Annotated in this window: 9 protein-coding genes and 1 pseudogene; 4 read left to right on the plus strand and 6 right to left on the minus strand. The window is 37.1% G+C overall.

Annotated elements, in window-relative coordinates; genetic code table 11:
- The first annotated feature begins 38 nt into the window (after positions 1-38).
- The 4 genes from ABWU55_RS07200 to ABWU55_RS07215 all read left to right on the plus strand — a co-directional run bounded on the left by ABWU55_RS07200 (position 39) and on the right by ABWU55_RS07215 (position 8,195).
- Complete coding sequence (locus ABWU55_RS07200; RefSeq protein WP_353286300.1) at positions 39-3,137, plus strand: phosphoribosylformylglycinamidine synthase subunit PurL; 3,099 nt, start codon at positions 39-41, stop codon at positions 3,135-3,137.
- 95 nt (positions 3,138-3,232) lie between these two features.
- Positions 3,233-3,745, plus strand: coding sequence for a hypothetical protein (locus ABWU55_RS07205; protein ID WP_022626376.1), 513 nt, complete (start codon positions 3,233-3,235; stop codon positions 3,743-3,745).
- 616 nt (positions 3,746-4,361) lie between these two features.
- Positions 4,362-7,157: an excinuclease ABC subunit UvrA gene (gene uvrA, locus ABWU55_RS07210; protein ID WP_353286301.1), complete on the plus strand. Its 2,796-nt coding sequence runs from the start codon at positions 4,362-4,364 to the stop codon at positions 7,155-7,157.
- Positions 7,158-7,335: 178 nt separating this feature from the next.
- Positions 7,336-8,195, plus strand: a protein-coding gene (locus ABWU55_RS07215) for an IS630 family transposase (protein ID WP_156518142.1) whose coding sequence is annotated in 2 segments (ribosomal slippage) — positions 7,336-7,660 and positions 7,660-8,195 — 861 coding nt in all. Because the reading frame shifts where the segments join, the coding sequence is not laid out codon by codon here.
- Here the strand turns inward: ABWU55_RS07215 and ABWU55_RS07220 are convergent.
- The 6 genes and pseudogenes from ABWU55_RS07220 to ABWU55_RS07245 form a co-directional block, all read right to left on the minus strand.
- Positions 8,108-8,569 carry a transposase gene (locus ABWU55_RS07220; RefSeq protein WP_353286302.1) on the minus strand — a complete coding sequence of 154 codons (462 nt, stop codon included), beginning with the start codon at positions 8,567-8,569 and terminating at the stop codon, positions 8,108-8,110. The two genes, ABWU55_RS07215 and ABWU55_RS07220, sit on opposite strands and share 88 nt — an antisense overlap.
- A gap of 19 nt (positions 8,570-8,588) precedes the next feature.
- On the minus strand, positions 8,589-8,789 hold the full coding sequence (locus ABWU55_RS07225) for a hypothetical protein (protein WP_010082383.1): 201 nt from the start codon (positions 8,787-8,789) through the stop codon (positions 8,589-8,591).
- Positions 8,773-9,102 (minus strand): transposase, encoded by a 330-nt coding sequence (locus tag ABWU55_RS07230; protein WP_007548762.1) that lies wholly within the window; start codon positions 9,100-9,102, stop codon positions 8,773-8,775. Before ABWU55_RS07230 ends, ABWU55_RS07225 begins: the two co-directional genes overlap by 17 nt.
- A gap of 165 nt (positions 9,103-9,267) precedes the next feature.
- Entirely contained in the window at positions 9,268-10,815 is a 1,548-nt protein-coding gene (locus tag ABWU55_RS07235) for a UDP-N-acetylmuramoyl-L-alanyl-D-glutamate--2,6-diaminopimelate ligase (protein WP_264329829.1), read from the minus strand.
- A pseudogene (gene metC, locus ABWU55_RS07240) lies at positions 10,790-12,023 on the minus strand (cystathionine beta-lyase). The gene ABWU55_RS07235 and the pseudogene metC overlap by 26 nt, the downstream one beginning before the upstream one ends.
- 7 nt (positions 12,024-12,030) lie before the next feature.
- Entirely contained in the window at positions 12,031-12,315 is a 285-nt protein-coding gene (locus tag ABWU55_RS07245; protein ID WP_077188332.1) for a BolA family protein, read from the minus strand.
- Between the last annotated feature and the right edge of the window lie 34 nt (positions 12,316-12,349).

A 12,349-nucleotide genomic window follows, 5' to 3' on the forward strand; every position in this document is an offset into this window, starting at 1 on the left:
TGTATGCTATTATATATTAAAATTTTTTATAACATTACATGGCAAACATTAGAATAGAAGTTTTAAATAAATGCGAGCAAATTGGCCGCAGATGGTTAGTCAACGTTTACTCGATTTACATACGCAAAGGATTACCATCCAAATTATATGAAGAAATTTGCGGGCTATTTTATAATAAAGTCATACAAGACTGCCGTTATTATTCCTACAATGAAAACCTTGAAGAAGTTCCGTATGATTTCATAGAACCACAAGCAAAGTGGGGCTTGGAAATAAGCTTCCTACCTGGCATGACCGATAATGTAGGCAACACAGTGAAACAAATTGTTAGAGAGTATTTAATAAGCAAAGGCTATATCGACCAGCCTGTCATCCCAGCCCCTTCTTTTGTCATCCCAGTGCTTGACACTGGGATCCAGAAAGAGAAAACGCAGATTCCAGCGTCACGCGCTGGAATGACACCAATTGAGATCAAAGCAAGAAGTTCAAAATTGATTCTAAGTCAAGGAGATTTACCAACCGAAGATGATATAAAACAAGAGTTCAACCCCATCACTGAGTATTGCACACTTATCTGTAAAGAAAATAATAACTATAGCTGGAAATATTATGGTAAATATGAGTCATTAAATACCCACTCCGGTGTAATTCCAGCGCGTGACCAGGAAAAAAAAGAATGGATCCCAGTGTCAAGCACTGGGATGACAGAAAAAAAGGCTGGGATGACAAAAGAGAGCACTGGAGTGATATCAAGTAGTAATGGGGCTAAATCTGTTGATTTAAATGTAAGTGACCAAGAACTTGAGAAAATCAGCAGAGATGGAATCGATGGTAATGGCACTTTAGGGCTCTCGCTGGCAGCAATGAAAGCTATAAAGGATTACTTTAAAAAACTTGGTAGAAATCCATATGATATTGAACTTGAGTCTCTGGCACAGACTTGGTCTGAACATTGTAAACACAATATTTTTTGCTCCCCTATTGATGAAATAAAAGACGGTCTATATGCTCATTATATTAAGCGTGCAACGCGTGAGATAAATTCTGACATATGCGTGTCAGTTTTCTCCGACAACGCAGGAGGAATAATTTTTGATGACGATTACTTGATTGTAGATAAAGTTGAAACTCACAATAGCCCTTCAGCTCTTGATCCATTTGGTGGAGCAATGACCGGAGTGCTTGGAGTTAATCGCGATATAGTGGGTTTCGGGAAAGGCGCAGAGCCTATAATGAATACCTATTACTTTTGCTTTGCCAAAGAAGCAAAAGGCAAATTTTATAGGGATAAAGAGCGCACTGATGAGATCTTACCGCCAAAATATATAATGAAAGAAGTGATTCACGGTGTTAATGTTGCTGGTAATTGCTCTGGTATTCCAACACAACTTGGATCGGTATATTTCGACGATAGATTTTGTGGCAAGCCATTAGTTTTTGTCGGAAGCATTGGAATTATTCCACGCAATATAAATAATGCACCTTCACACATTAAAGGACCAAAAAATGGCGATAAGATTGTAATTATTGGCGGAAGAGTTGGAAGAGATGGAATTCACGGTGCAACGTTCTCTTCAGAGGCTTTATCGGGAAATAGCCCTTCAACAATTGTGCAAATTGGTGACCCTATAACACAAAAAAAATTATCCAATGCCGTCATAAAAGCAAGAGATCTTGATCTTTATAATGCAATAACGGATAACGGAGCAGGTGGGCTGTCGTCGTCTATTGGTGAAATGGGAAAAGACGGATTTGAAGTTGATTTGAGCAAGGTTCTCCTTAAAAACGATGGTATGGCTCAGTGGGAAATATGGATATCAGAATCACAAGAGAGAATGACCTTAGCAGTGCCAGAAGAAAATCTCCCTATGTTTAAGCAAATCATGAAAAAACATGATGTGGAGGTTTGTGTGATTGGAGAGTTTAATGAGAGTGGTAAAGCTGTTGTTAAATGTCCTGAAGGGACAGTAATAATGGACATCGAAACTGAATTTCTGCATGATGGTAATCCCAAAGTGCATTTACAGACGAAACCGTGGTCTAAGGGGCTTCCAGCGCTATGCGCTGGAATGACAACAAGTTCGCCTTCTTTAGCAATTGAACTAAAAGAAATGCTGAGCAGACCAAACATTTGCAGCAAAGAGTTCATAGTGGTGCAATATGACCATGAGGTTCAAGGGTCGTCAGTGCTGAAACCACTGCAGGGCAAGGGAAGAGTGTGCAGTGAAGCTATTGTTTCAAGGCCAATCCTTTCTTCAAATAAAGGTGTTGTAAAATCGCAAGGATTTGGCTCAAGTTATGGAGAAATTGACACCTACCACATGGCAGCATGTGCAATTGACACCGCGATACGCAACTATGCAGCCGCAGGAGGAAATATAAATCATCTAGCGTTGCTCGACAATTTTTGTTGGTGTGATGCTTATAATCCAGAAAGGTTGTGGCAACTAAAGAAAGCTGCAGAGGCTTGTTACGACTTCGCAACTGCATTTAAAACACCATTCATATCCGGAAAAGACAGTATGTTCAATGACTTCAAGGGATATGATGAAAATGGCGAGAAAGTGATAATCTCTGCACCACCTTCATTACTCATCTCAGCAATTGGAATTATAGAAAATATTGAAAATGCGGTATCGCTTGATGTAAAAATGCCAGGGGACTTGATATATGTGCTTGGAGAAACACTTGATGAACTTGGTAGATCTGAATATCAGTTATATAGTGGAATAGGTAATAACAACGTACCAAAAGTTGATGCAAAGAGCGCTAGGAAGTTGTATGAGCGTTACAACCAGGCAATAAAAGATGGCATAATTGCCTCTGCAATTGCACCAAACTTAGGCGGATTAGTTATTGCTCTGGCAAAATCGCTAATTGCAGGAGACCTTGGTGCTGAAATCGATCTTTCACTAGTGCCAATAGGAAAAATACAAAATACAGACATAATAAACAAGATAATAATGTTTTCTGAATCGCAAAGTAGAATTTTGGTTACTATTGCACCACAAAATCAGAAGAGGTTTGAAGAATTGTTTGAAGGTGCAGTTTATTCATGTATTGGCAAAGTAACAGAGAAAAAGGTGCTAAACATAAAGGATGTTTTAAAAGTAGATCTGAAAGATGTGGCATGCTAATATAAAATATTTTTCTTATTATGCTAAATAACTCTTTTACTATATGTAATGTTTATTTAGAATGAATGTATGTTATTAATTTTGGGTAGGTAATTATGTCTATTTTATCGATACTCCTGTTTATCAGTCTTTCTTTACTCAACACTTCAAATAAATTGATGATATGTGCTGCCTTATTTGTGGGAGCTGCTTTAGTTGTAAATTCAATGGTTGAATTTTATGGCAGAAGCAAAGCTACGTACAACTTAATAGTGTGTACAGCGCTATGTTGTGTTTTTAAATGGCAAAGTTTTAATTTGATGATATTGATTTCATATACTGCAATTTTAGTATCTCTTCTCTCAAGCATAATTATTTTTGAAAAATTGAAGTCCAAGTTGAATTTTCATATGGCAAATTTCATTACTTTAATTATAGCATCAGTGGTTGATAGTGCCGTTGTATGTGTTGGATTACTATACAAATTTTCTGCAGGTAAATGCCTATCAATATATACTAGAGACTTAATTTTTAAGTTTTCTTATGCGTCAGTATTGAGCATCTGTTTGTTTGTAGGAATGTATTTATTTTGCTTGGCAAACAAGAAGTATTTTAAGATTTCCACATAACCTGTTTTCTGATATAGCTAAACTGACTTTGGGTCCTAGGGGTGTATTTGGTGCGTAACAACAGTTTAGAATTTATAGGTAGCCTAAACCCACAACTGTACAAACATTATGATTTGAGCCTATCAGGGGGGTGTCATTCCAGTCTGGAATCCAGAAAAAAGAATGGTGTCATCCCAGTGCTTGACACATAGCTGTACGAACATTCATTTTTGAAGGTAAATTGCACAGCAAATGGTGTCATTCCAGTCTGGAATCCAGAAATTTTGCTTATAACTGAGCTGATGAGCTAAAGGTAGTTGTCTTACGCTAAAACAAACGTTTTTAATTAAGTTGCATAGAACCAGTGTCTGGGCACTGGCCCACTGGTGGGAATTGCTCCTAAACTACAACGTTCGTACAGCTATGTGCTTGACACTGGGATGACATCATAGGGGCACTGGCCTACTTAACCGTCATACCGTCGCGGTATCTCAGCCGCTAACAAGTAGCGGAATGACGATTTATCAAACGCTGCCTAATTTTCCGTAACAGTTGAAAAAATCAATAGAAAATCAATATATCACTATAAATTCACGTATTTTGAGGCTATAATGGTTAATACGTTATATGGTATAATATGGACGATTTTATCAGAGTTAAGGGCGCAAGGGAACATAATCTGCAAGGTGTAGACGTCAATATACCGAAAAATAAGCTAGTTGTTATAACTGGGCTAAGTGGTTCTGGCAAGTCTAGCCTTGCATTTGATACGATTTATGCAGAAGGCCAACGCCGGTACGTTGAAAGCCTGTCAGCTTACGCGCGTCAATTTCTCAACATTCAGGATAAACCAGATGTTGAGTCGATTACAGGTCTCTCTCCTGCAATATCTATCAACCAGAAATCGATCTCAAAAAATCCAAGGTCAACAGTTGGAACTGTTACCGAAATTTACGATTACTTGCGCTTAGTATATGCACGAATAGGAGTTCCTTATTCACCTGCAACTGGATTACCAATAACAAAACAAACGGTGTCTCAAATTGTAGACACTATAATTGCGTTACCTTTAGAAACTAAGATATATATACTTGCCCCTGTTGTGCGTGGTAGAAAGGGAGAACATCTTAAAGAGATATTGGAAATTAAAAGACAAGGTTACGTAAGGTTCAAAATAGATGGTGAAGTGTACAATGTAGATGACTTGCCTAAACTCGATAAGAACAAGAAACACGACGTTTTTGTGGTTGCAGATAGAATATCAATATTGGGCGATATAGGAAATCGACTGCCAAGTAGTATAGAATCCGCACTAAAACTTGGTAATGGTCTAATGTATGTAGAAATAGTAAACCTACCTGACAACCATAATTCCGAGTATAAAAATGGTCAAATTCTGACTTTTTCAGAGAATTTTGCATGCCCCGAGTCTGGTTTCACTCTTGAGGAAATAGAACCAAGATTATTTTCTTTTAACAGCCCTTACGGTGCATGTGGTTCGTGTAATGGGCTTGGTAAAAAACTAAGTGTTGATATAAAGCTAATAGTACCGGATGAAACTCTTTCAATATCTGAGGGTGCTTTAAAGCCAGTGGGATCAATGTTCCGCCAAGTGCACACAGGTTATGGATTTCTAAAAAGTGCAATTCTATCACTGGCTGAAAACTACAAATTTAACCTTGATATTCCGTGGAAGAACATAGATCAAGAAGTAAAAGATATGATACTCTTTGGCTCTAATAAATTTCAAGGTTTGATCAGTATCTTGGATAACCAGATGGATTATGATGAAACACTTGTTGAGCGATATTGCTCTGTCACTCACTGCAGAGAATGCACTGGCTATAGATTGAGAAAAGAAGCGCTTACAGTAAAAATTGATAGCAAACATATAGGTGAAATATCAGGGCTTAGTATCGATGAATCCCTTAAGTGGTTTGAAAATTTGCCAGACAAGCTCACAGAACAACAGAAGCAAATCTCAAATAAAATACTAAGTGAAATAATCAAGAGGCTAACATTTTTAAAGAATGTAGGGTTGAATTACCTAACGCTTGATCGAGAATCTAGCACTCTCTCTGGCGGTGAGAGTCAGAGGATCAGACTTGCTTCGCAAATTGGCTCAGGATTAACGGGGGTTTTATATGTTCTTGATGAACCCTCGATTGGCCTTCATCAATGTGATAATGATCGGTTAATTGCCACACTAAAAAACTTAAGAGACATGGGTAACACTGTAATCGTTGTTGAGCATGATGAAGATACAATAATGGCTGCTGATTATGCGATTGATATTGGTCCTGGAGCTGGCGTAAATGGTGGAAAAGTTGTTGCAGAAGGAACACCAGACCAGGTGCAAAGAAATTCAGGGAGCATAACAGGGCAATATTTGAGTGGAGAGAAAAAAATTTTAATTCCAAGGAGAAGAAAGAAAGCAACTCAGTTCATAAAAGTAATAAATGCATGTGAAAATAACTTAAAAAATGTGAACGTTAAATTTCCTATAGGGAATCTTATTTGTGTTACTGGAATATCAGGAGGGGGAAAATCAAGTTTAGTCATAGAAACGTTATATAAATATTCAGCACATAAGGTACATCACTCGTCTGCACGGTATGGTCGGTGTGATAGAATAGAAGGCCTTGAATATATAGATAAAGTTATAGAAGTTGATCAGTCGCCAATTGGTAGAACTCCAGCGTCAAATCCAGCAACATATGTTGGTATGTTCACTCATATAAGAAATTGGTTTGCTGGTCTTCCAGAGTCAAAAGCAAGGGGATATAATATAGGCCGGTTTTCATTTAATACCAGAGGGGGAAGGTGTGAGGCTTGTAAAGGTGATGGGCACTTAAAGATAGAGATGCATTTTCTACCGGACGTTTATGTGAAGTGTGAGCAATGTAAAGGGCGAAGGTATAATCGGGAAACATTGGAAGTTACTTATAAAGAAAAATCAATCTCTGATGTGCTTGATATGACGATAGATCAGGCTTGTGATTTTTTTGAAAACCTTCCAATGGTAAAAGAAAAGTTGGTTTCTTTGCAGGAAGTAGGGCTTGGCTATATAAAACTCGGACAGTCGTCAACAACGTTGTCTGGGGGTGAAGCACAACGAATAAAGCTGTCCAAAGAGCTATCAAAACGATTTACCGGAAGAACATTGTATATTCTTGATGAGCCAACAACTGGATTACACTTTGAAGATATAAATAACTTACTAAAAATACTCCATAGATTAGTCAATCTGGGAAACACTGTTATAGTTATCGAGCACAATTTGCACGTTATAAAAACTGCAGATTATATAATAGACATCGGACCAGAGGGAGGAATAAAAGGCGGAGAAGTGATTGCTACTGGAACCCCAGAAGAAGTGGCAAAAATTCCAGAAAGTGTTACAGGCAGGCATCTTAAAACATATTTATTATAAACTATTTCTTAATTATATTAGGCTAGGTTGCATATTTATGATTTGGAGATAAGAATATCGATACTTTAGAAGGTACGTTGAATATGGAGTTGTACCTGCTAAGAAAGCAGAAGATATAGCTCTTTCCACAGAAGTCCGGATATGATAAGATAAGGATAGATGGCGATAAGGAGGTTGGATGCCGGCAGCATATAGTTATGATTTAAGAAAAAAAGCAATGGAAGCACTAGACGAAGGGGAAAGCAGAGAAGCAGTGGCAGCAAGATTTAAAATTGGACGAACTACTTTGTGGGAGTGGCAGCAAAGAAAAAAAGAAACAGGCGACTTTCAGTCAAAAAAACTCGGTAATGGAGGTTACAATCAGAAAATTATCGACTGGAATAAGTTTATCGAATTTGCTAAAAAACACGGTAGAAAAACTCTGTCGGAAATGGCTAAACTTTGGGGCAACGTTAGTATCCAAACGATCCACCGAGCTCTCAGAAAAATTGGATTTACGCGCAAAAAAAGACATATGGATACAAGGAAAGGAACGAAGAAAAACGTGCTGAATTCTTAAAAATTATAGCAACAAAAGAACCAGAAAACTTAGTGTATATAGATGAGTCTGGGATTGATAACACGGAGGACTATCCATATGGGTATTGCCAGAAAGGACAGCGATTTTATGCCCTAAAATCTGGAAAAAAAACTCAACGAATCAGCATGGTTGCAGCCTTAAGTAGAAGAAAGATAGTTGCTCCATTAACATTTGAAGGCCACTGTAATATGGATATTTTTAATGGATGGTTTGAGCAATTTTTGGCACCGATCTTAGAACCTGGACAAACTGTCATTCTTGATAATGCTACTTTTCATAAGTCTGATAAGCTTATCAAGCTCGCTAAAGGAGTCGGTGCAGAAATTTTGTATCTGCCGCCTTATTCTCCAGATTTTAACAAAATTGAGCATCATTGGTTTGCTATAAAAAACAGAGCCAGGAAAAACATTCCTCTATTCGAATCCTTTCGTCGTGCTGTTGATTCTGCCTTCCTATGACCTATTCGGACTATTATGAGAAATGCTATAACAAGTAGTTCCTTCTCTCTATTTGTCTCAGATTTATTCCTAAAACTAAACCCGAATGTTTGTTTCAGTTGCGAGAAAAAACTTTCTATATAAGATCTTTTTCCATAACTCATCTCTTTTTTCCACTTCTTTATACCATCTTCATCATATGACTTTATGAGCTTGACTGCAGAATTTCTCTCAGCCATATAGTCTAACTTTGGATGCTCTGCTGCGTTGTTTTGCGGAGGAATTTTCGTTTTTATACCATATTGATTACACAGCTTATAGAGCTTTTCTCTGTCATATGCCCTATCTGCATATAGTACTTTTATGACATACTGAAAATCGACTTCTTTTAGCAAATCACAAGCTCCATAGTGATCAGCCGTTACTGTATTTTACAGCTATGGCTTTTTTGCTGTTTGTATTCAACATTACATGCAATTTTCTTGTCTGTTCATAGCTGCGATACTTTCTATCTTCGCTATTTTCTTTGCTATGACCAGGAGTGTTGTTGTATATACTAATTCCTGTACTGTCTATAGCAATTTCGATATCTTCCATATTATTTTCTGCAATCATTGATCTTAATATTGAGTTTCTTAAACCTTCTTGATGATTGTGAATAGCTGATAACTTGCAAATTTTTCCCAATTTGCTCAAGGTATCCTGCTATAAACCCAACTGTTTGCCTCAGGCCTATTCTAAATAAACAAGTTATTATGTGCACCAAAATTACAACTTTATCGCTATAAATATTGTTGCCACCTGGTATTTTTGGACCATTCTCGTACCACTTTTCTATGGCTTCGTTGATATAATGAAAAATATTTCCTCTTTTTTCTAGAAATTTGTTATATTCGCTATGGTTACTGACCCTCATTTTTTGTGGCATATTTTTTCTTTCAAGGTTAAATGGCTATTTTATAATGAATTTTGTCAGTAGCCACCAGATTTTTTCAGTTGCTATGCAACAAAGCCATCCCAGTGTCAAGCACTGGGATGACATCACTTTTGCTTCAATATTCGCACATTAGCGGAGGTAAGCCCATTGCGAAAATCAGTATGTTAAGGCATGATTTTTAATAACCTCAACATCGCTAAATTCAAAAGTTTGGTTGCCTATAATTTGAAATTTCTCATTTCCCTTTCCTGCAACTAGCAGAATCATACCCTCGTTATAGGCAATATCTACGCCTTTCTCTATAGCTTCTCTCCTACCTCCTATCTCCAGTGCATCAGGGCAATGTAGCAAAATATCGTGGCGAATTTTTGCCGGATCTTCATCACGCGAATTATCATCTGTAATTATTACTTTATCTGCATACATTTGTGCTATTTTGCCCATTTCTGAACGTTTCGTCTGATCGCGATTTCCACCGCATCCAAAAACTAGAATTATTTTTTTGTTGATATGCCATTTTAAAGACAATAGGGCTTGTTTAAGCGCACTTGGAGTATGAGCGTAATCCACGAATGCAAAAGGTTTCACTTTTTCCATTCTTCCTGGTGGAGAAACGAGTTTTTCTACGCATATTTCTCTGTAATTTAATCCAGATATACCAATTGCACATAGCAGATTATATGCTTGAAATTTTCCTAAAACTGGGAAAAATGTATTGTAAATTTGGTTATCAATTTTTACTGTAAGATGTTGACCATTAGGGGTTGATGTTTGCTCTAATAAAGTAATATCAGAGCCTTTTTTTCCATAAGTCACAACTTTATTACTGCGTTTTTCAGCTATTTTAAGCAATGCGCCGTATTCATCTATATCCGCATTTAAAATCGCTGTTTTTCCTTCTGGTAATACTTCGTAAAATAACCTTTTTTTAGTTTCTAAATATCCACCAAGACTTTTATGGTAATCTAAATGATCTTGCGAGAAATTAGTAAAAGCTGCAGCACTCAACTTTAATCCATGGATTCTGTATTGATCAATCCCATGACTTGATGATTCCAACACTAAGTGTTCTACACTTATACCACGCAATGTTGCGTAAAGGTCTTCTGCACCTGGAGTGGTAAGGCTGTTGCTATTACCTTTTCTGCCATTATTGATGCATGTTCCAAGTGTTCCAATAGACGCAGCATTATAGCCAGAGTTTTGCCAGATCTGGCGGCAAAATTCTACTACTGAAGTTTTACCATTTGTACCAGTTACAGCAGCAACATATTTGGGCTGTTTGAATTGATAAAACCTGCTGACTATTTCGCTGTATATTTCTTGAGGGTTTGGGTGTTCAAGCACTGCAAAGCTCGAAGTATCTGTCATTCCAGTGCGTGACACTGGAATCCAGTTTTTATTATACAATTGCCTAGTGTGCTCATTTGCAATTAAATTTTCTGGATCCAAGTAGTCAAGCACTGGGATGACATCTTTCTTGGCCCCTTGTATCACAACGTCTACACAGTTGTGTACGTAACACTGTGATTCAGTAGGAAGGATATGGATTCCAGTATCGCATGTTGCGTATTCTTTACTCCTTTCTGACACACAAACAAAAAGATAACCTTCCTTGACTCTCTTGGGATTACATGTAACGCCCTTGATTTCAATATCAAAGTTAACATCAATAATGTTATGCAGTAATTCTCTCAGTTTCATCTGCCAGCTTTGATATTCAAACATGGCAGTCTTGCTAGTGCAGCATTTAAATCAGAGATCAAATCCTCAGAATCTTCTAGTCCACAAAATATCCGCATGAAACTTCCACCATAATCTGAATTCATTACAGATCTTGACATAGATCTACGATCTATTGGTAATATCAAACTGTCGCACCCTCCCCAAGAAGCACCAATACTAAAAATTTTCATATGATCAACCATGCAGCTTAGTTCTTCACATGAATATTCTCTATCCAGTATTATACTGAATACGCTACTTGCTCCTTTGAAGTAACTTTTCCATAATTCGTGTTGAGGATGGGAGGGAAGTGCTGGGTACAAAACTTTTTTGATTTTTAAATGTTTTTCTAGCCACTTTGCCACTTCCATTGCTGTATTTTGGTGCCTTTTTATACGTGTGTGCAGTGTTCTTAGTCCCCTATGTGCAAGGTAGCAGTCGTGCGATTGAATGGTTACTCCATAATTTTTATAGCTCTCATAAAGCAATTTAAAAGTTTCACCTTCAGCAACCATAGCTCCCATCACTAAATCTGAGTGACCGGCTAGATACTTTGTCACCGCATATAGTGCAACATCAACTCCATAATCAAGCGGCTTAAATAACAAAGGAGTGGCCCATGAATTGTCACAAACGGTCACAATTTTATGTTCCTTAGCAACTTTTACTATATGCTCTATATTCGAAATCTCAAACGTTACAGAACCAGGAGTCTCGATCATTATCAATGAAGTATTACTCTGAATTAAATCAGTTATATCCTGTGTTGGATCATAAAAAGTTACTTCTGTTCCTCTTTTTGGTAGCTCATTTTCTGCAAACCTCCTAAGCCTATAATAACTATTATCTTGAATTAAAACGTGCGAGCCTGCTTTAGCGAAAGTTAGAATAGCAAAAGTAAGTGCAAATAGTCCGGAAGGATAAATAAGCGCTTGTCCACTCCCTTCAATTTCAGCCAGTGCATTTGAAAGATAATGAACAGTAGGAGTACCAACATTACTGTAGCTATAATCCCTTGCAACACCATCATTGATTACATCGTATATACTTTCTCCATTTGCTGCATTTAAGTAGTCCTTGTAAGTAGGGAATAATATGGTAGAAGAATGATAAACTGGCGGGTTCATGGAACCTTTATAGTCATTAAATTTTCTTCCTGCTTTAACTAATATAGACTCTTCCTTCACATTTTTATTATTTATTTTTTAAATTGTACTCATCTTGCGTATACAAGTGAAGAGAAATTGCATGTATTAGCTCTATCTCACCCTTCAATAACTCATAAATCAACTTGTGTCTTTTTAGAACGCTCATTCCAATAAAGCCGTCAGATATTAATATTAATTTAATGTGCGAAGGTAATGTTGAAGATGAAGCAAAATAATGATCAGCATGCTTTGCTGATTCATCGATAATGTTGATATCAATTACATCTATCGAATCGCGTATCTTTTCTTCTATTGTTTTAATAATATCCATAATGGTTTCTTTAAGCAACAATATGCTCCTCTTG

The organism is Wolbachia endosymbiont (group A) of Crataerina pallida (assembly GCF_964028475.1).
GTDB classification, from domain to species: Bacteria; Pseudomonadota; Alphaproteobacteria; order Rickettsiales; family Anaplasmataceae; genus Wolbachia; species Wolbachia pipientis.